Annotated in this window: 21 protein-coding genes, 1 tRNA gene and 1 pseudogene; 12 read left to right on the forward strand and 11 right to left on the reverse strand. The window is 56.9% G+C overall.

What is annotated here, in order from left to right; translation table 11 throughout:
* Nucleotides 1–148: 148 nt before the first annotated feature.
* Nucleotides 149–559: a TM2 domain-containing protein gene (locus AC0V61_RS12065; RefSeq protein WP_486157857.1), complete on the forward strand. Its 411-nt coding sequence runs from the start codon at nt 149–151 to the stop codon at nt 557–559.
* Between the two features lie 114 nt (nt 560–673).
* On the opposite strand, the gene AC0V61_RS12070 is transcribed toward AC0V61_RS12065, so the two are convergent.
* Both AC0V61_RS12070 and AC0V61_RS12075 read right to left on the reverse strand, forming a co-directional pair.
* On the reverse strand, nt 674–1,576 hold the full coding sequence (locus AC0V61_RS12070) for a hypothetical protein (RefSeq protein WP_486157859.1): 903 nt from the start codon (nt 1,574–1,576) through the stop codon (nt 674–676).
* Nucleotides 1,573–2,898: a replication-associated recombination protein A gene (locus AC0V61_RS12075; protein ID WP_486157861.1), complete on the reverse strand. Its 1,326-nt coding sequence runs from the start codon at nt 2,896–2,898 to the stop codon at nt 1,573–1,575. The genes AC0V61_RS12070 and AC0V61_RS12075 overlap by 4 nt, the downstream gene beginning before the upstream one ends.
* 126 nt (nt 2,899–3,024) lie before the next feature.
* On the opposite strand from AC0V61_RS12075, the gene AC0V61_RS12080 reads away from it, so the two are divergent.
* Together AC0V61_RS12080 and AC0V61_RS12085 are read left to right on the forward strand one after the other, a co-directional pair.
* Nucleotides 3,025–3,711, forward strand: coding sequence for a PadR family transcriptional regulator (locus AC0V61_RS12080; RefSeq protein WP_486157863.1), 687 nt, complete (start codon nt 3,025–3,027; stop codon nt 3,709–3,711).
* Nucleotides 3,712–3,830: 119 nt separating this feature from the next.
* Complete coding sequence (locus AC0V61_RS12085; protein ID WP_486157865.1) at nt 3,831–4,286, forward strand: hypothetical protein; 456 nt, start codon at nt 3,831–3,833, stop codon at nt 4,284–4,286.
* Here AC0V61_RS12085 and AC0V61_RS12090 read toward each other — a convergent pair.
* Nucleotides 4,287–5,502: pseudogene (locus AC0V61_RS12090) on the reverse strand (glycosyltransferase family 4 protein).
* A 150-nt stretch (nt 5,503–5,652) separates the two neighbouring features.
* On the opposite strand from AC0V61_RS12090, the gene AC0V61_RS12095 reads away from it, so the two are divergent.
* From AC0V61_RS12095 to AC0V61_RS12105, 3 genes are all read left to right on the forward strand, one after another.
* Nucleotides 5,653–6,831, forward strand: a complete 1,179-nt coding sequence (locus AC0V61_RS12095; RefSeq protein ID WP_486157867.1) for a phosphoserine transaminase — start codon at nt 5,653–5,655, stop codon at nt 6,829–6,831.
* A 102-nt stretch (nt 6,832–6,933) separates the two neighbouring features.
* Complete coding sequence (serA, locus tag AC0V61_RS12100; RefSeq protein ID WP_486157869.1) at nt 6,934–8,517, forward strand: phosphoglycerate dehydrogenase; 1,584 nt, start codon at nt 6,934–6,936, stop codon at nt 8,515–8,517.
* Nucleotides 8,518–8,595: 78 nt separating this feature from the next.
* Nucleotides 8,596–9,705 (forward strand): ATP phosphoribosyltransferase regulatory subunit, encoded by a 1,110-nt coding sequence (locus tag AC0V61_RS12105; protein WP_486157871.1) that lies wholly within the window; start codon nt 8,596–8,598, stop codon nt 9,703–9,705.
* Here AC0V61_RS12105 and AC0V61_RS12110 read toward each other — a convergent pair.
* A complete protein-coding gene (locus AC0V61_RS12110) occupies nt 9,702–10,622 on the reverse strand; it encodes an alpha/beta hydrolase (protein ID WP_486157873.1) in 921 nt (306 codons plus the stop codon). The two genes, AC0V61_RS12105 and AC0V61_RS12110, sit on opposite strands and share 4 nt — an antisense overlap.
* 247 nt (nt 10,623–10,869) lie before the next feature.
* Here AC0V61_RS12110 and AC0V61_RS12115 point away from each other — a divergent pair, with 247 nt between their 5' ends.
* The 3 genes from AC0V61_RS12115 to AC0V61_RS12125 all read left to right on the forward strand — a co-directional run bounded on the left by AC0V61_RS12115 (nt 10,870) and on the right by AC0V61_RS12125 (nt 14,653).
* Nucleotides 10,870–12,558: a hypothetical protein gene (locus AC0V61_RS12115; RefSeq protein WP_486157875.1), complete on the forward strand. Its 1,689-nt coding sequence runs from the start codon at nt 10,870–10,872 to the stop codon at nt 12,556–12,558.
* A 106-nt stretch (nt 12,559–12,664) separates the two neighbouring features.
* Entirely contained in the window at nt 12,665–13,954 is a 1,290-nt protein-coding gene (locus AC0V61_RS12120) for an adenylosuccinate synthase (protein ID WP_486157877.1), read from the forward strand.
* A 102-nt stretch (nt 13,955–14,056) separates the two neighbouring features.
* The gene (locus tag AC0V61_RS12125) at nt 14,057–14,653 is read left to right on the forward strand and encodes a L,D-transpeptidase family protein (protein ID WP_486157879.1); all 597 of its coding nucleotides are present in this window, start codon (nt 14,057–14,059) and stop codon (nt 14,651–14,653) included.
* Here the strand turns inward: AC0V61_RS12125 and AC0V61_RS12130 are convergent.
* Both AC0V61_RS12130 and AC0V61_RS12135 read right to left on the reverse strand, forming a co-directional pair.
* Nucleotides 14,650–15,036 carry a DUF6768 family protein gene (locus AC0V61_RS12130; RefSeq protein WP_486157881.1) on the reverse strand — a complete coding sequence of 129 codons (387 nt, stop codon included), beginning with the start codon at nt 15,034–15,036 and terminating at the stop codon, nt 14,650–14,652. The two genes, AC0V61_RS12125 and AC0V61_RS12130, sit on opposite strands and share 4 nt — an antisense overlap.
* Nucleotides 15,037–15,048: 12 nt before the next feature.
* Entirely contained in the window at nt 15,049–15,606 is a 558-nt protein-coding gene (locus tag AC0V61_RS12135; RefSeq protein ID WP_486157883.1) for an RNA polymerase sigma factor, read from the reverse strand.
* Between the two features lie 155 nt (nt 15,607–15,761).
* Between AC0V61_RS12135 and AC0V61_RS12140 the strand changes: the two genes are divergently transcribed.
* The gene (locus AC0V61_RS12140) at nt 15,762–16,766 is read left to right on the forward strand and encodes a MarR family transcriptional regulator (protein WP_486157885.1); all 1,005 of its coding nucleotides are present in this window, start codon (nt 15,762–15,764) and stop codon (nt 16,764–16,766) included.
* A 93-nt stretch (nt 16,767–16,859) separates the two neighbouring features.
* Here AC0V61_RS12140 and AC0V61_RS12145 read toward each other — a convergent pair whose 3' ends face one another.
* The 4 genes from AC0V61_RS12145 to argH are packed head-to-tail and all read right to left on the reverse strand — an operon-like array spanning nt 16,860 to nt 20,617.
* The gene (locus AC0V61_RS12145; RefSeq protein WP_486157887.1) at nt 16,860–17,693 is read right to left on the reverse strand and encodes a precorrin-2 dehydrogenase/sirohydrochlorin ferrochelatase family protein; all 834 of its coding nucleotides are present in this window, start codon (nt 17,691–17,693) and stop codon (nt 16,860–16,862) included.
* 10 nt (nt 17,694–17,703) lie between these two features.
* The gene (lysA, locus tag AC0V61_RS12150) at nt 17,704–18,963 is read right to left on the reverse strand and encodes a diaminopimelate decarboxylase (RefSeq protein WP_486157889.1); all 1,260 of its coding nucleotides are present in this window, start codon (nt 18,961–18,963) and stop codon (nt 17,704–17,706) included.
* Nucleotides 18,964–18,983: 20 nt separating this feature from the next.
* Complete coding sequence (locus AC0V61_RS12155) at nt 18,984–19,241, reverse strand: hypothetical protein (protein WP_486157891.1); 258 nt, start codon at nt 19,239–19,241, stop codon at nt 18,984–18,986.
* Nucleotides 19,241–20,617 carry an argininosuccinate lyase gene (gene argH, locus AC0V61_RS12160; protein WP_486159539.1) on the reverse strand — a complete coding sequence of 459 codons (1,377 nt, stop codon included), beginning with the start codon at nt 20,615–20,617 and terminating at the stop codon, nt 19,241–19,243. The genes AC0V61_RS12155 and argH overlap by 1 nt, the downstream gene beginning before the upstream one ends.
* 46 nt (nt 20,618–20,663) lie before the next feature.
* Here argH and AC0V61_RS12165 point away from each other — a divergent pair, with 46 nt between their 5' ends.
* Together AC0V61_RS12165 and AC0V61_RS12170 are read left to right on the forward strand one after the other, a co-directional pair.
* On the forward strand, nt 20,664–21,251 hold the full coding sequence (locus tag AC0V61_RS12165) for a TlpA family protein disulfide reductase (RefSeq protein ID WP_486157893.1): 588 nt from the start codon (nt 20,664–20,666) through the stop codon (nt 21,249–21,251).
* Between the two features lie 14 nt (nt 21,252–21,265).
* Complete coding sequence (locus AC0V61_RS12170) at nt 21,266–22,867, forward strand: phage tail sheath family protein (RefSeq protein WP_486157895.1); 1,602 nt, start codon at nt 21,266–21,268, stop codon at nt 22,865–22,867.
* A 38-nt stretch (nt 22,868–22,905) separates the two neighbouring features.
* On the opposite strand, the gene AC0V61_RS12175 is transcribed toward AC0V61_RS12170, so the two are convergent.
* Nucleotides 22,906–22,981 (reverse strand) — tRNA-Val (locus AC0V61_RS12175).
* Nucleotides 22,982–23,006 lie beyond the last annotated feature (25 nt).

A 23,006-nucleotide genomic window follows, 5' to 3' on the forward strand; every position in this document is an offset into this window, starting at 1 on the left:
CAAAGGGGGCATGATGTCTAGTCTCCAATTGCATTGAATTGGCAGAACCTCGTTTGCCATTCATCGAAGAGGCTCCACAATGGGCTGTGATACGCTTGCCAACTGGAGTGCTAAGATACATCGTAGCAGTCAATTAGGGACCGGAGCGATGAACGACCAAAAGCGCAAACAGATCGTATTTGAACAGAATGAGAAATCCAAAGGGGTGGCGTATCTCCTTTGGATTTTGTTCGGCTGGCTGGGTGTGCACCGGTTTTATGCGGGTAAGACCGGATCGGGTGTGGTGCAGCTGTTATTGTCGCTTTCGGTTGTCGGTTTTGTGGTCACGTTTTTCTGGTGGCTGATCGATGCGTTCCTGATCCCTGACATGATCAATGAGCACAATTTGAAGACCATCGATATGATCTATGGGACTGAGAAGCGTAAACCTGAGCGCCAAGAAGAACCGCGCCAATTGCCAAGCGACGTCGACCCGCGCCGTCAAGCGATGCTCGATGACCTAAAGCAGACCGGCTACCGCAAACAACGCCGCGATCCGCTTTCCAAGATGTATCGGTAAAGCTACCCAAACGATGCTGCAGGCATCGCAAGCACGACCGTGCGCCCGCAGCGGGTCCGGAGCGGAGCGTAGGACGTCTAGCGAGGACGCTTGCCCGGATGGGCAAGCGCAAACCTAAAACGCCCCGAACGTCCACCCTTCGGTCCAGGCGATTTCGGCGGTGAGCGCGCGCGGTTCCCAGCGCCTTTCCTCACCCGCCGCTTTGCGCAGCCATGCGGCGGTGAGGATGGCGTCGGATGAATGGTCGTCGATCTCGCCCACCTCATCGACCGGCTGGGAGCCCAATGCAACGAGCGCTGCATTGAGATCGGCATAGGTGAGGAGCTTGGTGCGCGATCCGCTTTTGGCAGCGGCCTCGCGCGAGGCGAGCCCTGTGTATATCTCACACAGCATTGAGCCGCCTTTGTGCATCCGCTTGTCTGGGATTTTGTCCATCGGCCAAACGGGCAGGTCGCCGCGAAGCTGGTGCAGCATTCGCATGCCCGTGAGCGAGCTTTTGCCCACTTGTGCAGCGCCCACGAGGTTGAAATTGCTCACCGGGCGGCACTTTTGCCGCCACTGCGCGATCTCCGCCTCGCGAAAGCGCCCCTGTTTGCTTACCGCATCGGGGAGGTGGAAGTGCTCACCCTCATCATTCTTACCATGGCGGAAGTATTTGCGCGCATCAGGGTGCGTCACAAAGCTGTTTGCGCCCAAATGCGGCTCTGCATCGCAAATTGCGTCGATCAGCGCCCAGAGCTTCTTTGCGTTTCTGGGGGAGCGATCCCAACCGGGGAAGAACGCGCCGCAATCATTGTAGGGGAGGGAGATGCCAAGATCGATCCCAACGAGCGTGTTGACCGGCAGATCATCTCGCAGGATTTCCATCACATCGGTGCGTGAGAAGCCGCCTTTGGGAGGTTCGACTAAGACCGGCGCTTCGCCCGCTTTGGTGGCAAGTGCAAGCGCAATGCCCTTATGCCGTTCACCTTTCGCACCAGACCAATCGATCGCTAAGAAGTGGTCCCATTCCCTCATGAGGCGCGCTCCTCGCGAAGCCGGTTCCAATAGTCGATCCGCTCTTTCACTTTGCGCTCAAATCCCCGCTCGACCGGCTCGTAGAAAGTCTGCGGCGGCAGTTCATCGGGCCAGTAATTGTCGCCCGAAAAGCCATCCTCTGCCTCATGATCGTAGGAATAGCCCTCTCCATAGCCGATATCTTTCATCAGCGCTGTGGGCGCGTTGAGGATATTGGCGGGCGGCATCAAGCTTCCAGTTTCGCGAGCGGATTTGAACGCGGCCTTTTGCGCGGCATAGGCCGCGTTCGATTTGGGCGCGGTGGCGCAATAGAGGCAGGCCTGAACGATAGCGAGTTCGCCTTCGGGGCTTCCCAGAAACTGAAACGCATCTTTCGCGGCCAAGCATTGGGTGAGCGCTTGTGGGTCGGCAAGGCCAATATCTTCGCTCGCGAACCGCACAAGGCGGCGCAGCAGGTACAGCGGCTCTTCGCCCGCAGTGAGCATCCGCGCCATGTAGTACAGCGCAGCCTGCGGGTCAGACCCGCGCAGTGATTTATGCAGCGCGCTTATAAGGTTATAGTGCCCGTCACGGTCCTTGTCGTAGACGGCGACACGGCGCTGAAGAAAGGTGCTCAGACCCTTGGGGTCAAGCGCCTCGGGGAGCTTGGCATTATAAAACGTCTCTGCTTGCCCCAAGAGAAACCGCCCATCGCCATCCGCACTTGCGATAAGCGCGGCGCGGGCGTCATCGGTGAGGGGGAGGGGACCTTCGAGCTCCTCTGCGCGAGTGAGAAGGGCGCTCAAGGCGTCGAGCCCCAATCGCTCAAGGATCAGCACCTGCGCGCGGCTGAGAAGCGCAGCGTTCAAGGCAAAACTCGGGTTCTCGGTCGTCGCCCCTACGAGGGTCACGGTCCCCCGCTCAACGAAGGGCAGAAATCCATCTTGCTGCGCGCGGTTGAAGCGGTGGATTTCGTCCACGAAAAGGAGCGTTTTCTGCCCAGCGCTCGCCATTTTATCGGCCTCCGCAAAGGCTTTTTTGAGGTCGGCAACGCCTGAAAACACCGCGCTGATCGATTGGAAACGCATGCCTACACTTGCAGCAAGTAGGCGCGCGATGCTCGTTTTTCCGGTGCCCGGCGGCCCCCAAAGGATCATGCTGGCCAATTTGCCCGCTGCGACCATGCGCCCAATCGCGCCTTCGGGGCCGGTCAGATGCTCTTGGCCAATAACTTCGGAAAGCGCGCGCGGGCGCAGGCGGTCAGCCAAAGGCGCGTCGTCTCGCGGTTCTTCGCCATGCCCCTCAGCGCTTTGCGGGAGCTCATCTGCAAACAAATCAGCCATTCGCAGACCGGCATACGCCGTTCGTCGGGAAATGCCATACGCCCGCCCCAATACACAGTGGGCACCCTTGATTTGATAGCTCTACGATATATCTTATGTCTCATAAGAAATATCTGGAGAAGAGACATGTCTTGGAACGATGAACGCAGCGGCTGGGAGAAGTTTGGTCCTATGCTCGCCATGATGGCAGCATCGGCCACCGCGGATTGGCAAAATGGGGAGCGCCGCAAGCGACGCCAAGCGAAAGATCAGGCCCAAAGCCAAGCCAAAACCAATGCAAATTCCCAAGACTGGTTCGACGGTCCTCAGCGGCAACGCAAACGCCGTGGGCGGATGTTCGGCACTGGCGAATTGCGCTTGGCGCTCCTTGCGCTGATCGCAAGAGAACCGCGCCATGGCTATGAGCTTATCCGCGCTATCGAAGATATGACTGGCGGCAGCTATGCACCATCTCCAGGGGCTGTCTATCCAACGCTGCAAATGCTCGAAGAGGAGGGCATGATTAAGCCCGCCAAATCTAAGTCTACCGGCGATGATGAAGGGTCTAGCAAAAAGCCGTTCAAAGCCACCAAATCGGGCAAGGCTGAGCTTGAAGAGCGTTCCGATGAAGTCGCAGAACTCATGGGGCGCCTTGGTGAGCACGGCGAGCGCACTGAAAAGATTAAAGAAAAATCACCCGATCTTTTCCGAGCGATGAGCAACCTTGGCACGGTCCTCAAGAACCGCGCGAAGGCGGGCAAGCTCAATCAGAGTGTGATGAACCAGATTGTCGACATTATCGATGAGGTGGCCAAGCGTATTGAGCGCATTTGATAACTGACCCCTCCTTTCTCGATTTGCGCCTCGACGTGCTGCCCCATTTGCGAGCGGGCTCATAATGCGATATTCTCTCATATTGGACACTCCAACCTGTCCAATATGAGGGGATCATTATGGAAGCGACAATGGATATGGGTGGCCGTGCTGCCGCCAAGACGCCGTGGCACCTTTGGGTTATCGGCGCAGTGAGCCTGCTTTGGAATGCGGGCGGCGTCATGAGTTACACGATGACGCATATGGGCGTGCTTGAGAGCATGGATATGCCCGCCAATCAGATCGCGTTTTATTCAAGCTTCCCTGCATGGGCGACCAGTGTTTGGGCGCTTGGCGTGTGGGGCTGTTTTATTGGCTCAGCGCTCCTGCTTTTCCGCAGTCGGTTTGCGGTGTATTCTTTTGCAATCTCAATCGTGGGCCTGATCGGCACGACCATTTTCCAATGGGGCGTGGCGGATATGCCTGCTGAATTGAAAACGGGCGGTCACATCGCTTTTGCAGCGGCGATTTGGATCATCACTATCGCGCTGTTTATCTACGCGCGTCGTCAGCATGTAAATGGCGTGCTGCGGTAATTACGCTTTAACGGGGGCCGCCGCCTCTGCCTCTTGCAGGGCGCGGCGTTCCTCGACGAGGCGAATATAGGTCTCTGCGACAACCATATTGATCGCCTCCCAGCTATAATCGAGGCTGCGTTTTTCGCCTGCTTCGCCGTGCGCGCGCCGTAAGTCGCCATCTAGGCAATAGGGGGCGATGGCTTCTGCCAAGGCCTCGCTGCACGGTGTTTCCGCGCCCTTTTTGCCAACCAGCGGGAGGAGCCGTCCGGTCTCGCCATCGGCAACAAGGCTTGAGGCGCCCGTTGCGCCTGCGGCAACAACGGGGAGCCCTGAAGCCATGGCTTCAAGGGTGACGTTGCCGAAGGTTTCCGTGACGCTCGGGTTGAAGAAGATGTCGCCGCTCGCAAGTGCCTGTCCCAGATCAGCGCCCGTTTTAAACCCTGCGAAAATACCGCCGGGAAGCGCGCCTTCGAACCATTCGCGCGCTGGGCCATCGCCTATGACTAGCACTTTGTGGGGCACCTGACGCTTGCGAAGATTGATGATGGTGTCGGCAAAAACATCCAGGCCCTTTTCCATGACCAATCGACCTAGGAAGACGATTGCAACGTCATCGTCAGCAAGCCCGATCGAGCGCCGCCACTCCAGATCGCGTTTTTCCGAGGCGAAGATCGTGCGGTCCACGCCGCGCGTCCAAAGGGTGATGTCATCATGCATTTTCATCGTGAGCAGTTCATCGATCATGCTTTGTGATGGGGCCACCAAAGCATCGCAGCGATTGTAAAAGCGCCTGAGAATGCCGACCACTGTCGGTTCAAGAAACGCCAAGTTGTAATAGCGCGGGTAGGTCTCAAACCGGGTGTGCACGGAGGCAAGCACCGGGATATCGTATTCCTGCGCCCAACGAAGTGCGGCGTGCCCTGCGGGGTCGGGCGATGAGACGTGCACAATATTGGGTTCAAATTTAACAAGGTCGCGTTTGACTTTGTTGCCTAGCCTCAGGGGCAGACGATACTCGCCGCGCCCTTTTACAGGCATGCGAACATTGGGCACATGCACAAGGTCGCCCGTGGGCTCAAAGTCGGGTTCAGCCACCGTTGGCGAGTACACACGCACCTTCGCACCCTTGCTCAAAAGGGTGGCCACCAGACGATTGAGCGCCTGATCTCGCGCCATCTCGGGTGTAATTGTAGTTGCCACTGAAAAGTGCAATTCGAAGATCGGAAGGTTGCATGGGGGACTTTATGTAAGCGATTCAGCTTCGCGATACCACATTCCACCATTTGCGCACTAATGTTCATTGACTTGTCAGGCGCGGTCTCTAAACGCGGCATCGGGCCACGCGGTCCCAACGCCGCGCGAGCTCTCTGTAAGGAGAGAATACATGACTGACTACGCACGTGGGCTCTTGCACGAGCCGCCGCTCAAACCTGAGCGTCCACAATTTTCTTCCGGTCCTACGGTTAAATTTCCAGGCTGGTCCCTCGACAAGTTGAAAACAGATTCGCTCGGTCGCTCGCACCGTTCAGCGCTCGCCAAAGGCCGCCTGAAATATGCGATTGATCTGACGCGCGAACTGCTTGGCGTTCCAGACGATTACCTCGTTGGCATTATGCCAGCCTCTGACACGGGCGCTTTGGAAGCGGCCATGTGGAATATGCTTGATCCCGCGCGCCCGGCATCGGTCGCTGCGTGGGAGAGCTTTGGCAATGTGTGGATTCAGGACGCGGTAAAGCAGCTCAAACTGCCAAACCTGCAAACGCTGACCGCTGATTATGGTGAGATCCCCGATCTTGCGACCATTCCGCAAGACAATGACGTTGTCTTTACTTGGAACGGCACAACATCCGGCGCGATGATCCCTAACACCGACTGGTTGGAACCGGGCCGCAAGGGTATCACCATCAACGATGCAACCTCTGCCGTTTTCGCCATGGAAATGGATTGGGCAAAGCTCGATGCGACCACTTTCTCTTGGCAGAAGGTGATGGGCTCAGAGGCTCAGCACGGCATGCTCATCCTCTCACCTAAAGCGGTTGAGCGGATCGAAAGCTACAATCCCGATTGGCCGCTGCCTAAGCTCTTCCGCCTGAAAAAAGGCGACAAAATCAACAAAGGCATCTTTGAAGGCGCGACCATCAACACGCCTTCGCTTCTGGCGACCGAAGATTATATCGCTGCGCTTGAATGGGCGAAGTCGATCGGCGGGCGCGAGGCTCTGTTTGCACGCGCGAACACGAACGCCAATATTGTGAAAGACTGGATCGAAGCCAAACCTTGGTTGAAGAACATGGTCTCTGACCCGGCGAAACGCACCAATACCGGCGTTTGCATGCAGTTCACGGGCGAGTGGTACGAAGGTCTCTCGGCTGAAGATCAGGCAGCTGTGCCCAAGAAAATCGTCAAGATGCTCGAAGAGCGTCACGTTGGCTATGACTTCAATGGCTACCGCGATGCACCGCCTTCGCTTCGCATCTGGTGTGGTGGAACGCTCGAGGCAGAAGACATTTCGCGTCTCCTGCCTTGGATCGAGTGGGCCTACGAAGCCGTCAAGAACGGTTGATCTCTTAGGCTGTGATCTCCTGCGAAAGCAGGAGTCGATCTCCAAATCTTACCACCAGATGCTGGGCTCCTGTTTTCACAGGAGCGCACTAAGGATAATCCAATGACCAAACCCAAAGTACTTATCTCCGACAAGATGGACCCAAACGCAGCGCGTATCTTCGAAGAGCGTGGCTGCGATGTTGATGTGATCACCGGCGAGAGCCCCGACGAGCTAAAGGCACGCATCGGCGAATATCACGGCCTTGCGATCCGTTCTTCGACCAAAGTGACCAAGGAAATCCTAGATGCCGCCACCAATCTCAAGGTGATTGGCCGTGCAGGGATCGGTGTTGACAATGTCGATATCCCATATGCGTCTGGCAAAGGCGTTGTGGTGATGAACACGCCGTTCGGCAACTCGATCACAACAGCGGAACACGCGATTGCGATGATGATGGCGCTCGCCCGCATGATCCCTGCGGCGAACACTGGCACACAGGCTGGCGAATGGCCCAAGAAAGACTTCATGGGCGTTGAAGTCACCGGCAAAACCTTTGGGCTTATCGGTGCAGGCAACATCGGCTCGATCGCGGCTAGCCGCGCGCAGGGTCTCCGGATGAAAGTCATCGCTTACGATCCTTTCCTCACCGAAGACCGCGCGGTGGAGCTTGGCATTGAGAAAGTTGATCTCGACAGCCTGCTACAGCGCGCCGACTTCGTCTCGTTGCACACGCCATTGACCGATGAAACGCGCAATATCCTCAGCCGCGAACGCCTCGAAGGCGCGCGTCCGGGTATCCGCATCATCAACTGCGCACGCGGCGGTCTCATCGACGAGGCGGCTCTTAAAGACTGCCTCGAAAGCGGCCATGTCGCAGGCGCTGCTTTGGACGTGTTCGCTGAAGAACCGGCGAAGGAAAACCCGCTGTTCGGCGCGCCAAACTTCATCTGTACCCCGCACCTGGGAGCCTCAACCACCGAGGCGCAGGTCAATGTCGCGCTGCAAGTGGCAGAACAACTCAGCGACTACCTCGTAAATGGCGGCGTCACCAACGCGCTTAACATGCCATCGCTCTCCGCTGAGGAAGCGCCTAAGCTTAAGCCTTATATGGCATTGGCTGAGGGCCTGGGTTCGCTGGTCGGGCAGCTCGCCCACGGCAACCTCACCAAGATCAGCATCGAGCGCGAAGGCGCAGCAGCAGAGCTTAACGGCAAGCCGATCACCGGCGCTGTGCTCGCAGGCTTTATGCGTCGCTATTCTGACACGGTGAATATGGTCAACGCGCCGTACCTTGCCAAAGAACGCGGGCTTGAGGTCAGCGAAATCCGCCAGAACCGCGATGGCGCGTTCAACACCCTCATCCGCGTTTCGGTTGAGACCGACCAAGGCACGCGCTCTGTTGCGGGCACGCTGTTTGGCAATGAAGCGCCGCGTCTGGTTGAGATTTTCGGCATCGGCATTGAAGCTGAGCTGAACGGTCACATGCTCTATGTCGTCAATGACGATAAGCCTGGCTTCATTGGCCGCATCGGCACGCTACTTGGCGATCACGGCATCAACATCGGCACGTTCAACTTAGGGCGCCGCGATGCTGGTGGTGAGGCTGTCCTCCTGCTTAGCCTTGATGATGCGCTTGCGCCTGACGTGGTCGCGGCAGCCGAGCAGCTTGAAGGCGTTAAGATGGTGAAGGGGCTGTCCTTTTAAACCAGTCTCAATTTTCTCTGCCCCGGCGTGATTTCAAGCCTTTGCGCTGGGGCGGTGAATTGGCTAGGGGCCCGTCCCATGACCCGAAACACCGACCTCTTGCCTGAGGGCCTCGAAGATCGCCTGCCGATAAGCGCTGAGCAGATCACCTTAGCCATGCGTGCCTGCCTCGATGTGCTGCACGGGCATAGCTATGACCGTGTGCGCCCGCCATTGCTTGAGTTTGAAAGCTCGCTTGCTGCCCGTATGCAAGGCGTGAAGACTAAGGCCATGTTTCGTATGACGGATCCGGTCAGCCTTCGCACATTGGCGCTCAGGAGCGATATCACACCGCAGATTGGCCGTATTGCCGCCACGAGTATGCGCGATGCCCCGCGGCCCTTAAGGCTTGCCTATTGCGGCGACACTGCGGTGATCAAGGCAAGCCAATTGGACCCGGCAAGGGAGCGTTTGCAACTGGGCGGCGAGTTGATCGGTGCAGACACAGTGGCCGCTGTGAGTGAGATCGTAAACGTCGCAATTGAAGCTTTAACGGCCGCAGGGCTCAAAGGCATTTCGGTTGATTTCACATTGCCTGATCTTGTCGATACGATCGCTGCTAAAGATGGGTCGCTTGACGCTGACACAATCGAGGCCATTCGCCGTGAATTGGATACGAAAGATGCAGGCGGACTTAAGGATGTAGGGGGGCAAGCCTATCTCCCGCTCCTCTATGCAACCGGGCCCTTCAAAGATGCACTTTTAAAGCTGCGTGAGCTTGATGCGGGCGGTGCCCTTGCAACAAGGCTCGACGGTCTCGAGGCGGTTGCCCAACGCGTGGGTAAAGACGCGCGCATCACGCTCGACCCAACAGAGCGTTATGGCTTTGAATATCAGAGCTGGTTCGGATTTACCCTTTATGCAGAGGGCTTGCGCGGAGCGGTTGGGCGCGGGGGCACTTACAAGATCGGAGGCAGCGAAGAGGCAGCCACCGGCTTCACGCTTTATGTTGATCGGTTGGCAGAGGCTGCTGAAACCATCTCGCGCGAGTGTTGGTTGGTTTATCTCTATCCCGATTATGATCCCGATGCCGTCAGGGAGTTGATCGGACAAGGGCACCGGGTGCTTGGCCAGATTTCAACCAACGAAGACCCGGCGGCAATGGGGTGTACCCATACCTTGCGCGGCAATGAGGTACAGGCGATCTAGCCAAGGATCTTGTTAAGAAAAGCGTCCACTGCGTCGGTTTGTGCAGCGCCTTCAGGTGTGCCCATTTCGCGGGTCATACGACTGTGGTTGGTGTTTGCGATGGGCACCGCGCTTGCGTTTGCGCCGGCGGCTTTCAGAGCTCCCACCAAGGCTTGCGATTGGGAGCGGCTCGCCCCGCGTTCCTTAACATATAATGCCAGCCAATTGGGAACATCTTCACCGCCCACATGTGTCAGCGGGGAGAGTTCAGCCTGCCTTTCAGGCTTGTTGCCAAATGCTTGATTATAAACCTGCCAACTTCTCGGGCCCGCTGCGGCCATGTGTTTTTCGATGTCGTACCCTGCGCCATCCAAAAGAATGACGCCTTTGATCGCGTCAAAAGCCGCGCCTGCATATTGCGGGTCTGCTGCCACGAGCGCTGCGAGATGCGCGCCAGCACTGTGGCCCATCAAGACGATGCGGGTTGGATCGATGCCCACCAAATTGGCTTGCCCCACCAGAGCCTGAATAGATGCGCCGATATCCTGAGCCTGTTGTTCTACAGTGACCGATGGAACAAGCCGGTATCCAGCCGATGCAAAGATGTAGTTTGCATTGGTGAAGTACGCAGGTTTTGATTGGACATAGCGATTGTCGCCCATTGACCAACCACCGCCATGCACGAAAACGATGACGGGCAAATCATCGACAGCGTCCTCTGGCGCGTAAATGTCGATTTGTTGGCGTGGGTGCGAGCCGTAAATGACTGAGCCGGTCGTGTGGCCATAAGATGGGGTGACGGGTGACGCACCGTTATCGGATTGGGCGCTGGCAGAAGTCTGCCACCCAAAGGATGCAAGCATTGCGGCACATGCTGCTGCGCCGAACAAGGATAATCGAAGGGTTGAAAACGTCCGTTTTTCGGTGGGGTGTTTCATCGCAAGTCCTTGTGCAGAATTCATGAGCAGAAAAGAGGATGGCTTCAGACCTAAAGCAACCCTTTAACCTCTCAACGCTTCGTCGTGTGTCTTTGTCTGTCGCAAATTGTATCGGGAGTGAATGCGTCTTGCGGCATCTAAGCGCTGATCAAGCTGTCATTCACCAGCAAATCTCTATACACTTGCATGGTCTGGTAACATTCCTTCGTGCACGGTGGATTATATGGTCACTTTTCGAGCGTCTCTGATGGCTTCCATGGCCATTTTCACCGTTGGTTCAAATGCAGTTCACGCCGCTGTCGATGAGTATTCGGTTGAGCCCTCACAAAGGCTTGAGATCAATCTTGATGTGTGTTCCGCCGAAAGCCAACTTGCGGTGCGAGGGGATACGGGCACCGATCTTGATTTTGAAGTGACCGCACCAGACGGTGAAAGCCTCTATTCGGACGCTGGCATTGACGATTACATCAGCCTCGTCCTTGAAAATGACGCCGGGCAATGCGCACAATTTTCACTCTCAGTTTCCAACTTGGGTGAGGAGAAGAACGACTTCACCGTTGTGTTGGAACCCGTCATGGCCGGTACGACGCGTGTGAAAAAGTATCTGATTCAAGGCGAAAGCACGGAAAAGCATTTATTTAAGGCCTGCGGTACAGCGGCCCGGGTGAGTGCGCGCGGCGACGGTGATACCGATCTTGATTTTGTCATCCGTAATTCTGATGGCGGAATCGTGCATGAAGATGATGGCACAACCGATGAGACCGTGGCTCAGCTTGAAGGCCTCCTCTCCAACTGTGAGACCTTTGAGATTGAAGTCACCAACCTTGGCGGGGTTTACAACGCCATGATGTTGGTGGTGGAGCCCGAGGGCGCTGACCCTGCGAAATTTGCTGGCAATGCCCCGACAACGAGTTTGGAGGCGACCTTAGCCAATGCCGCTGCGCCGGGCGAAGAGCCGCGCACCGTTTCGGCTGAAACAAGCGGACCGGGCGCGTATACAGCTGCTGCAAACACCAAGCTTTTGGTCGACCTTCCTGTTTGCGGAGTGCGCCGGCTTGAGGTGCGCGGAAGCGGTGCGAGTGACCTGGATTTTACCGTGTCCGATAGTGGAGGCGATGAGGTTCACAGCGATGCTGATCTTTCCGATGTAACTTTCAAAACGCTTCGTGCAAACGGTGAGTGTGAGACATATTCCCTTGCAGTGAGCAATATCGGTGACGCGGACAACGCGTTTGAGATCGCTTTGATCGACCCCGCAACGCGTGTGGGTGAGATTGGGGAGGGCGAATATTGGATCAACGCAAACACCGCGACCAAGGTTGCGCTTCAGGTCTGCGCGCTCACCGACATTAGCGCGAGTGGGGGTGGGAGCACTGACCTTGATTTCGACGTGACCGATGCCGCGGGAAGTTCGGTCCATTCCGATTATGATCTCTCCGACAAAACGCAGTTTACCATCGACCCGCAGGGCAAGTGCAAGGACTACCAAATTAGCGTTAGTAACCTTGGCAATGACAAAAACATGCTCACCATCGCCTTTGGCCAAGCGCGCTCTAGCGGTGCTTTGGGCAGGCGAGAAGGGCCTTTTGTGGCTGGGCCTACGGGCCCAACTTCAGGCATCGCGCGCCCCGGTGATATCGCGGGTTTTCGCAAGGGCTTGCCCGGTGCAAGTGCTGAGACAAACCGCAACATCTCGCTTCTCAACAACACCGGCGAGGCGCTTACCAGCATCTATTGGTCAAACTCAGCCACGATTGGCTGGGGTGATGACAAGCTGGCTGACAGTTCGCTTGCCCGGAACCAACAATGGAATATCGAAGTCACCGACGGCTCTGATGCCTGTCTGTTTGATTTCCGCGCAATCACCGCAAGTGAGCGCGAGATTGAGGTGGGCCAAGTCAACGTATGTGATGAGAGCGCTGTGAGCTTCGAATAAAGCTGGCAAACACTACCATTGTGAGCTTGCCCTAGGCCTTTGCAGAGCCTAGTCCGCGCTGCGAAACAAAAAACTCACATTCCCGAAACAGAAAGCTGGCAAATTCATGGCCAACGTCACCGTGATTGGCGCCCAATGGGGCGATGAAGGCAAAGGCAAAATCGTCGACTGGCTCGCTAGCCGCGCGGACGCTGTGGTGCGTTTTCAGGGCGGGCATAACGCGGGCCACACCTTGGTGATCGATGGCGAGGTTTATAAGCTCTCGCTTCTCCCATCCGGCATTGTCTCTGGCACGATGAGCATGATCGGGAACGGCGTTGTGCTCGACCCATGGGCTTTGCGCGATGAGGTCGCCAAACTTGAAAGCCAGGGCGTTGAAATCACCGCTGACAATCTGGCGGTGGCGGACAATTGTCCACTCATCCTGCCGCTTCACCGCGACCTTGATGGTCTGCGCGAAACGGCTGCGGGTAAAGGTAAGATCGGCACCACTGGACGCGGCATTGGCCCTGCTTATGAGGACAAGGTTGGCCGCCGTGCAATCCGCGTGTGCGACTTGGCGCACCTCGACAGTTTGGATCCTCAGCTTGATCGTCTGTGCGCTCACCACGATGCGCTTCGAGCGGGCTTTGATCAGCCGCCAGTGGACCGTGCAAAATTGCTCGAAGAATTGCGCGAAATTGCGCCCTTTGTGCTTCGCTTTGCTCAGCCTGTGTGGAAGCGGCTTAAGAAGGTCCGCAAGGCAGGCGCAAAGATCCTGTTTGAAGGCGCACAAGGCGTTCTTCTTGACGTGGACCACGGAACTTATCCCTTCGTCACCAGCTCCAACACCGTGAGCGGCACAGCGGCGAGTGGCAGCGGCCTTGGCCCTAACTCCACCGGCTTCGTTCTCGGCATCGTGAAAGCCTACACCACCCGCGTCGGCAGCGGACCATTCCCCACCGAACTCGACGATGAGATCGGCCAAGGCATCGGTGAGCGCGGCCATGAATTTGGCACCGTCACCGGGCGTCAACGCCGCGTCGGCTGGTTCGATGCGGTTCTGGTGCGCCAAACCTGCTCGGTCTCTGGTGTTACCGGCATTGCGCTTACCAAAATCGATGTTCTCGACGGGCTTGAGACGGTCAAGATCTGCACCGGCTATCGCTTGCATGGCAATGTCTATGACTACTTGCCTAGCCACGCCGCCGATCAGGCAGCGGTTGAGCCGATTTACGAGGAAATGGAAGGCTGGAGCGAGAGCACCGTTGGTGCAAGGAGCTATGCGGACCTACCCGCCAATGCGATCAAATACATTCAGCGTGTCCAAGAGCTGATCGAGTGCCCGGTTTCGCTCGTTTCTACCAGCCCGGAGCGCGACGACACGATCCTAATGCGCGATCCGTTTGAGGACTGACCTTTGGTGAGGGGTAACCCCGCAAGTAAAAGAGTCCTTAGCTGGGACATGCGATAACAGCCCCAATTGCAGGGACAGGCCAACCAGCATACACTTTGCCTCATGTTGGTTCGTGCTTTCACTATCATTTTAACTCTGCTGTTGGCAGCTTGTGCCAGTCCCGAAGCTGGGCAGAGTTCCCGCGAGGTCGGCGCGTACAGCTATGATCCATCAGTTCGAGTGGCATCGCGCCCACCAGCCACACGTTCGGTTCCAGGTAGGCGTCAATCCTACTCCGGCCCGATCGCCGATTATCTGATCGTCGACAAATCAGAGCGCCTCCTGGTCGCTTATGAGGATGGCCAACCGATCCGCGCCTATCGCGGGCTTCAGTTTGGCGATGCCCCGCAGGGTCACAAACGCTTTCAAGGCGATGAGCGCACCCCAGAGGGCGTCTATCGCATCGATTGGCGCAACCCGCAAAGCGCGTATCATCTCTCGCTGCGCATCTCTTATCCCAACACCGCCGACCGCCAGTTTGCCTCGCACTACGGCCGCTCGCCGGGCGGAGATATCTTCATCCACGGCCAGCCCAACGGGTTGCAGCGCGGACGCATGCGCGGGGATTGGACCGATGGGTGCATCGCGCTCTCCAATGAAGAGATCGAAGAACTTTGGCGCATCGTGCCCGACGGCACACCCATCGAAATCCGGCCCTAATCTTCGCCGTCTTTCTCTTCAGAAAGAAGCGCAACCTGCACCTGTAAGCGTTTAATTTCGCGCAGGATTGTCAGCATGTTCATGCGCGCAAACATCCATTCCTTGGTAAAACCCATGATGACGATGACGGCCAAAGCGGCAATCGCCCAAAGCGCGTGAACGATCGCATTGTCAGTGGAATGGGCCACCTGGTAGATCACAAACAATAGCAGCATGCCAAGCGCAACAGTGAACCCAAAAACCAGCTTGGCCCAGCCACCCAAAGGTCCTTGCCAGCTGTCTCCGATCTGTTGAAACATGCCGCGATCAGCCTCTAGCTTGGTTAGAAAGGCATAATCGTCGTCATCCAGCGCGTCGGTAATCGTGTCATCTAAATCGGCCATGGTGTTCTCCTTTTAGGAATTGGTGGAAAGTGCGTGTTTGAGTTTGCGTCTCGCATGAAAAATGCGGCTTTTGGCGGTCCCCTCGGGGATGTTCTGGACCTGCGCGATCTCGCTAAGGGTGAGGCCTTCAACGAAATGCAGATGAGCCGCAACGCGCAAGGTGGGCGCAAGGCTTTCGAACGCCTGAGAGATGGCTGCACGTTCACTTATCGTTTCTTGAGGGCTGGGGCTTGGTTCCCGGGTTTGCTGCGCCAAAGCGTCACGCTCACGCAGTGTTCTTCGGACGTGATCTGAGCCACGTCTATGCAGCACTGCAAACGCGTATGAGCGAAAACGCCGAGGATCGTTCAGTCGTTTCAGCCCTTTGAAGATCGCAGCCCAACACTCCTGCGCCAAGTCGCGCGCATTCTCGTTCTCCATGCCATAGCGGCGAGCCGCGCGCGCAAGCCGCGGGTTCCATCTTTTGTAAAGCTTTTCTGCTGCTTGCCGATCACCAGCCTTTGCCATCATCACAAGCCATTCGTCATAAAGCGCCGCGGAAGTCGGCTGCTTTGCCCGATCTCGTGTCATAGGAAGGAGGCGGCGTTTTATTCATCACCAGTGTAGTCGCTTGGAGCCATGCAATTGTTCAAACTTTGTCTGAAAAAACCGGTGCATAGCTGATAATCTTGACTTGATCACTATTTGTTCTATGCTTGTTCTATTCCAACAAGGGGGGCAAGTCGATGCTCTATTCAGATGATAGAACCGAAGATTTTTCTTACGATACCATTGCTGATGCATCCGGTCTTCCGGCGCGGGTTGCGATCTATGCCGACCGGCCAAGTATGCGCGCTGAGATTGAAAGGGATCTTTCTGGCGCTGGCTTCCGGTCTGTTAAAGGCGGGGCTTTGAGTGATCTTTTGGATGGACCGATAACTCTACTTGGCGATGTGGTGATGGTCGATTGCCCCCATGCTGAACCTTCCACTCTGGCGGCGCTTGCCCGCCTCGATATGCGAATTGCCCGGGCAGGGGCGCACTTAATTGTGACCACTTCCCTTGAGGCTCTCGAAAGCGTGTTTAGCGCGCTTGACCAATCAGAGCCGCAAATTCTCATTGGGGCCAGCCGGGCAGAAAGGCTTGTTGCTGTGGGTAGAACCCTTTCACAAATCGGCAATTCGCGTTTGCGCGAAATGACAGAAGAAGACCGCTTGAGCCTCCTGTATCTCTCACGCCAAGTTGACGCGATCGCGCATGAGCTCGACAAGCTATCAGGTCCACACGGTGGGCAAGCACGGAAGTCAGATGAAGGCGCGATGGCCGCGCAAGCAAGCCAACTGACCGCCACGATTGAGCCGCTTTCCAACTCGCAAAACAGCCTGGTTGATTTCGCCAGCGATCTGCCTGATCCAAAGTTGGTGCGTGCATTGATTGCTCGCAGGAACGCCCGAGCAAAGTTCTTCGAAGGCGAATTGTTTGCTGACCCTGCGTGGGACATGCTGCTCGATCTCACCGCTGCGCATGGTGAAAAGCAACGCGTCTCGGTCACCAGCCTTTGCATCGCCGCGATGGTGCCCGCCACAACGGCGCTTCGCTGGATCAAGCAATTGGTCGATTGCGGCGTGTTTGAGCGTCAAGCAGACCCCAACGACAAGCGCCGTGCGTTTATTGCGCTCAGCGATCAATCTCGCGAGGCAATGACCCGTTACTTTGCCGAAGTTGAAGCGCCGCTGCTCCAAGCGGCGTAGGGCAATATCGAATTTCCCCGGTGCGAGCCCTCTTTTCCCCCAACCATAGGGCTCGCACCACCCCCTTAATGCGCAAACGCTTATAGCGTGCGGTCAGGGCGCTGCATGCCGCAGAACGACGGTGAGCCCATCCTTTTCCGCTTCAGTTTTGGCCAAAGGGCAGGCACCGCTAGCGCAGTCCCTGGAGTGCTCACACTGTATCCTAATGGCATCGGCTCTTGCGCGGGCGAGAATTTCAGAAGAAATCTCCGGGTCGGCGCAAACGATATCGGCCTCGCCCAGAGCTCTTGCTTGCCTGACTGTTAAATCTTCCGGGTCACTGCTTGAGAGCGTGAACGTCTCTTTGTGACTGGTTATGTCTTGCGCTTTGCCCTTGAGCCACGCGCCAATTCGCTGTGCAGACTTTTCGCTTAATGCATCCAGCGCACCACCTTCGCGAAGAGCCTCATCGATGGCACGGCGTCTTTGGGCACTTTCTGGATAGAGCCTGCGCAGCGAGGGACGCGCTCTAAACAACCCTTGCGCCAAAGCGCCAAGGCTCTGCGGCAAAATCCGCTCAAGCCTGAGGCGCACATGTTTGGCAAGGCCGGCCGATGCACCGCCTGTGCCCACTGCGATCAGCACGGGATTGCGATCAAGGATGCTGGGCGTGGTGAAATCGCAAAGGTCGGGCCTGTCGACCACATTCACGATCATCCCTGCACACCGAAGGTTGATGGCAGCAACTTCGCACGCTTTCTCGTCCTCAAAAGCGACAAATGCGATGCGAACACCTTCGTCGATGGCGCGCTGTTGATCGTCTTCGATGACGCCTCCAGCGCGCTTTACTAAGCGCCGCTTTGGTTCGGCTGCTTCTCCGTCGCCCAGCACCAATACCCGCTGCCCGGCAATGTTGTGGAACAGGGGAAGGCTTGCAAGCTCGCTCATTTTTAGCGCTTCAGTCCAGCCATTCCGGCACGCGCTCTGCATCCATAATGGCGCTTGCATCGATGCGGTCTGCGACGACGGCGAACTTCTCTCTATCCACCAACACCTCAGCAACAAAGCCGCGTGAATTGTAGGAGGAAGCCATTGTTGCCCCGTACGCGCCCGCGGTGCGGAAGACCGCAAGGTCGCCTGCCTCAAGCTTGTCGCAAAGCCGGCCCATGGCAAATGTGTCACCTGTCTCACAAATGGGGCCAACAATGTTGGCGGTCATATCTGTGCCTTTGGGCTCCACAGCCGTGAAATCGTGATAGGCCCCGTAAAGCGCAGGGCGGGCCAAGTCGTTCATGGCGGCATCAACGATCACAAATGGGTCCTTAATCCCACGTTTCACGCGCACGACACGGGTTAAGAGCACCCCTGCGTTACCGGCAATCACGCGGCCAGGTTCAAAGATGAGCTTAACGCCCCAATCCTTCGTGACCTTCGCCACCATCGCGCCATATTCAGCAGGGGAGGGCAGTTCCTCGCCCTGCTTGTAAGGCACACCAAGACCACCACCCAGATCCACATGGGTGATTGTGTGGCCTGCGCCGCGCAGGGATTTGACCAGCTCACCAAGCTTAGCAAAGGCATTTTCGAGCGGTGTGAGTTCGGAGAGCTGACTGCCGATGTGAACGGCGACACCGCGTAAGTTGACACCGCCTTCATTCGCGAGCTTGCCAAAAATCTGTCCCGCCTGGTTGATGGGAACGCCGAATTTATTGTCCGCTTTGCCAGTGGATATCTTATCATGCGTGCCTGCGTCCACATCAGGATTGATCCGCAAGGTGCAGCGCGCCTCCATCCCCAATTCGCGGGCAACCTCGGCAAGCTCCAGGCCCTCTTCTTCGCTCTCGATGTTGAACTGACCAATACCCGCTTTGAGCCCTTCGATAAGTTCCAAGCGGGTCTTGCCAACCCCGGAGAAGACTATGTTCTCAGGCGCAATCCCTGCCGCAAGGGCGCGGCGCATTTCGCCAACGGAGACCACATCCGCGCCGTACCCTTGGCGCTGTAAGACCTTCAGCACGGCAAGGTTCGGATTGGCCTTTACCGCAAACGCGATGAGCTTATCAGGTACGCCATCAAGCGCGTCGCGAAACACCTTGGCATGGCGCTCCAAGGTCGCGCGCGAGTACACATAAACAGGCGTTCCAACCTCTTGCGCGATGCGAGGCAGGGGTACATCTTCGGCGTGCATCACGCCGTCACGAATTGCAAAATGGTCCATAGGATCAGGGGTTTCTCAGTCTAACGGCTTCCATCAGGAGGAAGGTCAAAGGGATCATCTTCGCGCTCTTCTGAACGGCGGCGCAGCTCAACACTGCGTTCAGGCGCTGCAAGCGTTGGCAGCTCTAGCAATTGCTCAACATTGGGGCTTTCCCCTTCGCCATAAGGCTTGGGCGGCACTTGGTTGCTGGCAAGCGGCTCCAACGGAGCGCGCGCACCACAAGCGGCAAGTGCTGTACACAAGCCGATTATGACGACGGGCTTAGAGAGCTTATTCATTACGCCTCCATCCCGAGCGCAACACGCGCCCGGCTAATTTGCAAACGTACCTGTTCTGGCGCGGTTCCGCCATAGCTTGATCGCGCAGCCACAGAGGCATCAACCGAAAGCGCATCAAACACGCTTTCCTCGATCCGCTCGTCAATCGCTTTGAGGTCCGTCAATGGAAGGGCGTCCAAGGCAATCCCTCGCGTCTCAGCAAGCTTCACTGCTGCCCCCGTAATATGGTGCGCCTCGCGGAAAGGAATATCCGCTTCAGTCACCAACCAATCGGCAAGGTCGGTCGCGGTGGCATATCCGAGCTCTGCGGCTTCACGCATTCGGTCCGTGTGAAACGTGCTGTCTGCGACCATTCCGGTCATCGCGGCGATGCAAAGGTCGAGCAAACCCGCTGCCTCGAACACGGGCGGTTTGTCGTTTTGCATATCCTTGGAATAGGCAAGCGGCAGGCCCTTCATCGAGATCATGAGCGAGGTCACACAGCCCACAATGCGCCCTGCGTGCCCGCGCACCAATTCGGCGGCATCCGGGTTCTTTTTCTGCGGCATGATGGAGCTGCCGGTCGACAGCGTATCGGGCATACGAACAAAGCCATAAGGCTGGCTCGCCCAGATAATGAGCTCTTCGGCAAGGCGCGAGAGGTGGAGCGAACATTGGCTGGCCGCCATGAGGTAATCGAGCGCAAAATCGCGGTCGGAGACGGCATCAAGGCTGTTATGCGTGGGCCCATCAAAGCCGAGCGCTTCGGCTGTCATACCGCGGTCAATCGGAAAGCCTGTGCCTGCCAAAGCCGCGCTACCCAAGGGGCACAATGCAAGGCGGCGACGCGCATCGGCAAACCGGTCGCGGTCGCGCGCAATCATCTCGTAATAGGCCATCAGATGGTGGCCCAATGTCACGGGCTGCGCGGTCTGCAAGTGGGTGAAGCCGGGCATGATGGATGCGGCATTCTCATCTGCGCGGGTGACGAGCGTCACTTGCAGCGCTTTGAGGCCTGCATCTGCCCGGTCAATCGCCTCGCGCACCCACAGCTTGAAATCGGTCGCCACCTGATCATTGCGGCTGCGCGCGGTGTGAAGACGTCCTGCGGCAGGTCCGATCAATTCTGCAAGCCGCGACTCGGTCGTCATATGGATGTCTTCAAGGTCCCAGTCTTCGGGAACCCCATCGGCCTCATACTCGGCCGCCACCTGATTAAGGCCATCGGCGATAGTCTTTGCGTCATCGTGCGTGACGATGTTTTGCGCAGCCAGCATTGCCACGTGCGCTTTGGAAGCGGCGATATCCTGACGCCAAAGCGCCTTGTCGAAGGGGATTGAGGCATTGATTTCGCGCATAATCGCGCTAGGCCCATCAGCGAAACGCCCGCCCCACATAGAGTTCGATTGGGCGCTTGCCCCTTTTTCAGTGTTGGAGTCGCTCATGATCCGCTCAATTGCTTGCCTTGGCATTGCCGCCCTTGCTCTTGCAGGGTGCGATAGTGGCGCTGAGACGCCCGCGCAAGAAAGCGCTACTACATCAGGTGAAAATGCCGCTCCTCCACCGCCGCCACAGCTGCCGGGTCAGATTGTGCGCGCTTTTGCGGGGACGCAGTTGCCACAGCTGCAGTTCAGCGATCCTGAGGGCAATACGCTTAACCTGGGCGAGCTTGATCAGCCGGTTCTGGTCAACCTTTGGGCGACCTGGTGTGTGCCGTGTGTAGTCGAAATGCCAGCACTTGATCGCTTGGCCGCTGAGATGGATGGAGAGCTTAAGGTGCTCACCATCAGCCAAGACAATCGCGGAGCTGATGTTGTGGAGCCATTTTTCGCACAGCGCGACTTTCAGCACTTGGAACAATGGCTTGACCCTCAGAACGATCTAGCTGTTGAGTTTTCCGATGGCGGACTTTTGCCTGTGACGGTGCTGTTTGATGCAGAGGGCAAGGAGCTTTTGCGCGTTGCTGGCGGCTATGAGTGGGACAGCGAGGAAGCAATTGCTCAAGTGAGGGAAGCGCTCACGAACAACTAAAAGCGGGATAGCAAATGCCAACCGACATGAGATATCCGGGCGTCTATATTGAAGAGCCCGCTGGCAACCCGTCCCGGGTGGTGCCCATCGCGACAAATATCGCTGCATTCGTGGGCCGCGCGCCGTTCGGCGATACGACGAAGCCTGTTACCATCAACAGCTTTGGTGATTTTCAGAAGCAATTTGGCGGACTGCAATTCGATTATCCGCTCAGCTATGCCGTGCAGGATTTTTTCGACAACGGAGGAAGTCAGGCGATCATTGCGCGGCTGTTTGAACCGACGACCGGTGATGGATGCGCCAGGCTGCATTTTGCAAATCAGCTGACCCTTAAAGCGGCCAACCCTGGACTTTGGGGTAATCGGCTATCCGCCAAGATTGATACGGCAGGTATCACTGAGACAACCGCGGCACAGTTCCATGATGAATATGGCATCGAGGTGGGCGACCTTTTCAACCTTACGCTGACCCTGCACGATGAGCAGGGACAATCAACTGCAAGCGAGCGTTACCTCAATCTTTGCGTGTCAACGGTTGGAGTAAAACACCTTTTTCCCAACCGATTGGACACAGTTTTAAGCTACGAGAGCTCGCTTGCTCGTGTTGATCAGCTGTCAAAACAGCCTCCGGGTGATGGCGTGCTTGCTGAAGGGGAGGGAGGCAATGACGGCACCTATCTCGAAGCGTCCACTTACCTTGGCGATGAAGAGAACGAGACGGGGATGTATCTGCTTGAAAAGGCAGACTACTTTAATCTCCTTTGCATTCCTCCTGATCGGCGCATGATTGATGATGTTCCTAAGAGCCAATGGGATTTGGACGCATCCGTTCGTGCGCAGGCCGCGATTTTCGCCACGGACGCGCGCGCGTTTTATATCGTCGACCCGATTTCAGACTGGGTGGATAAGGCAAACAGTGGGCAGGTCGCGCAGATTGACCCATCTGATCTTGGCATCACTGGCAGAAACTCCGCTGGCGAAGAGGTTGCCCGCAATTGCGCGGTTTATTTCCCGCGGATCATCAAAGAAGACCTTCGGAATAAGAGCGCTCCCGCTCTTTTCGCACCATGCGGCGCTATCGCAGGGGTGATCGCATCAACCGATGTCGCGCGCGGGATTTGGAACGCGCCGGCAGGGCTCAGCGCTGGTATCGCTGGCATTACTAAGCTCGAGTTGTCTTTGACCGATATCGATAATGGTGAGCTCAATCCCAAAGGCATCAATTGCTTGCGCTCGTTTCCAACATATGGCCCGGTGGTGTGGGGCGCGCGCACCCTGCGCGGTGCAGATGTGTTTGGGGACACGTTTAAGTTTGTTTCAGTCAGGCGGCTGACCCTTCACATTGAGGAGACGCTTTGGCGCTCGACCCGGTGGGCTTTGTTTGAGCCAAACGACGAAGCCTTGTGGGTCTCTTTGGAAAGCCAGGTCAGAGCGTGGCTCGCCGATCTCGGCAAACAGGGTGCGATCTATGATTATTTTGTTCGATGCGATGCAAGCAACAACACTGCCGACACCATTGACCAAGGCAAGGTGATCATAACCGTTGGTATTGCGCCGGTTGATCCGGATGAGTTTGTGACGATTGAAATAGAGCAGACTGCGGCTCAAACGTTATAACTTGGGGGGCGGACCCCCTCACTGTCATTACGGGAAACTGGTGGGCGATGACAGGCTCGAACTGCCGACCCTCTCGGTGTAAACGAGATGCTCTACCAACTGAGCTAATCGCCCCAACCAGTGTTCTCAAAACAGCCTT

The organism is Erythrobacter sp. JB1-4, from assembly GCF_057365025.1.

Coding starts and splice junctions, on each gene's coding strand:
- AC0V61_RS12085 (WP_486157865.1), top strand. CDS start 3,831: ATGGAAGCGACAATGGATATGGGTGGCCGTGCTGCCGCCAAGACGCCG.
- AC0V61_RS12155 (WP_486157891.1), bottom strand. CDS start 19,241: ATGAATAAGCTCTCTAAGCCCGTCGTCATAATCGGCTTGTGTACAGCA.
- AC0V61_RS12065 (WP_486157857.1), top strand. CDS start 149: ATGAACGACCAAAAGCGCAAACAGATCGTATTTGAACAGAATGAGAAA.
- serA (WP_486157869.1), top strand. CDS start 6,934: ATGACCAAACCCAAAGTACTTATCTCCGACAAGATGGACCCAAACGCA.
- AC0V61_RS12075 (WP_486157861.1), bottom strand. CDS start 2,898: ATGGCTGATTTGTTTGCAGATGAGCTCCCGCAAAGCGCTGAGGGGCAT.
- lysA (WP_486157889.1), bottom strand. CDS start 18,963: ATGGACCATTTTGCAATTCGTGACGGCGTGATGCACGCCGAAGATGTA.
- AC0V61_RS12170 (WP_486157895.1), top strand. CDS start 21,266: ATGCCAACCGACATGAGATATCCGGGCGTCTATATTGAAGAGCCCGCT.
- AC0V61_RS12145 (WP_486157887.1), bottom strand. CDS start 17,693: ATGAGCGAGCTTGCAAGCCTTCCCCTGTTCCACAACATTGCCGGGCAG.
- AC0V61_RS12120 (WP_486157877.1), top strand. CDS start 12,665: ATGGCCAACGTCACCGTGATTGGCGCCCAATGGGGCGATGAAGGCAAA.
- AC0V61_RS12130 (WP_486157881.1), bottom strand. CDS start 15,036: ATGGCCGATTTAGATGACACGATTACCGACGCGCTGGATGACGACGAT.
- AC0V61_RS12135 (WP_486157883.1), bottom strand. CDS start 15,606: ATGACACGAGATCGGGCAAAGCAGCCGACTTCCGCGGCGCTTTATGAC.
- AC0V61_RS12125 (WP_486157879.1), top strand. CDS start 14,057: ATGTTGGTTCGTGCTTTCACTATCATTTTAACTCTGCTGTTGGCAGCT.
- AC0V61_RS12070 (WP_486157859.1), bottom strand. CDS start 1,576: ATGAGGGAATGGGACCACTTCTTAGCGATCGATTGGTCTGGTGCGAAA.
- AC0V61_RS12095 (WP_486157867.1), top strand. CDS start 5,653: ATGACTGACTACGCACGTGGGCTCTTGCACGAGCCGCCGCTCAAACCT.
- argH (WP_486159539.1), bottom strand. CDS start 20,617: ATGTGGGGCGGGCGTTTCGCTGATGGGCCTAGCGCGATTATGCGCGAA.
- AC0V61_RS12165 (WP_486157893.1), top strand. CDS start 20,664: ATGATCCGCTCAATTGCTTGCCTTGGCATTGCCGCCCTTGCTCTTGCA.
- AC0V61_RS12080 (WP_486157863.1), top strand. CDS start 3,025: ATGTCTTGGAACGATGAACGCAGCGGCTGGGAGAAGTTTGGTCCTATG.
- AC0V61_RS12110 (WP_486157873.1), bottom strand. CDS start 10,622: ATGAAACACCCCACCGAAAAACGGACGTTTTCAACCCTTCGATTATCC.
- AC0V61_RS12105 (WP_486157871.1), top strand. CDS start 8,596: ATGACCCGAAACACCGACCTCTTGCCTGAGGGCCTCGAAGATCGCCTG.
- AC0V61_RS12115 (WP_486157875.1), top strand. CDS start 10,870: ATGGCTTCCATGGCCATTTTCACCGTTGGTTCAAATGCAGTTCACGCC.
- AC0V61_RS12140 (WP_486157885.1), top strand. CDS start 15,762: ATGCTCTATTCAGATGATAGAACCGAAGATTTTTCTTACGATACCATT.